The following is a 405-nucleotide window of genomic DNA, read 5'->3' on the forward strand; positions in this document are numbered from 1 at the left end:
TTGCTATTATGGGGCGTATTACCATTGACAATCAGGTAGCTCAGTTTAGTACCAAACTTGAAATTCTTCCACAGAAATGGGATTTGAAGTACGGAAGGGTAACAGGTAAAACAGAGGAAGCTACCCAACTCAACCGAAAGCTGGAAGAGATCCGCTCACGTATGGTTACTCATTATGAGGAACTGATGAAGTATGAGGGAGTGGTTACTGCTCAGAAGCTAAAAGCTACTTTCCTAGGTATAGGAGTAATGGAAGATTCCTTGCTAAAAGTCTATGAGAAGTTCAAAGAGGACTTTGCCTTGATGGTAGAAAAAGGTGTTAGAAGTTCGAGAACACTTAATAAATACGAAAATGTATATACTCATTTGAGTGAGTTTATCCAGTACAAATACCACAGAAGTGATA

The 405-nt window shown here is 39.0% G+C and carries 1 protein-coding gene; it reads left to right on the forward strand.

The annotated features are described in order from the left end of the window. Window positions 1-405, forward strand: a 405-nt coding sequence (locus tag HMPREF1551_RS14490) for an Arm DNA-binding domain-containing protein (RefSeq protein ID WP_021628034.1), incomplete at both ends; no start/stop codon positions are given.

It is taken from the genome of Capnocytophaga sp. oral taxon 863 str. F0517, assembly GCF_000466425.1.
Taxonomy (GTDB): Bacteria; Bacteroidota; Bacteroidia; order Flavobacteriales; family Flavobacteriaceae; genus Capnocytophaga.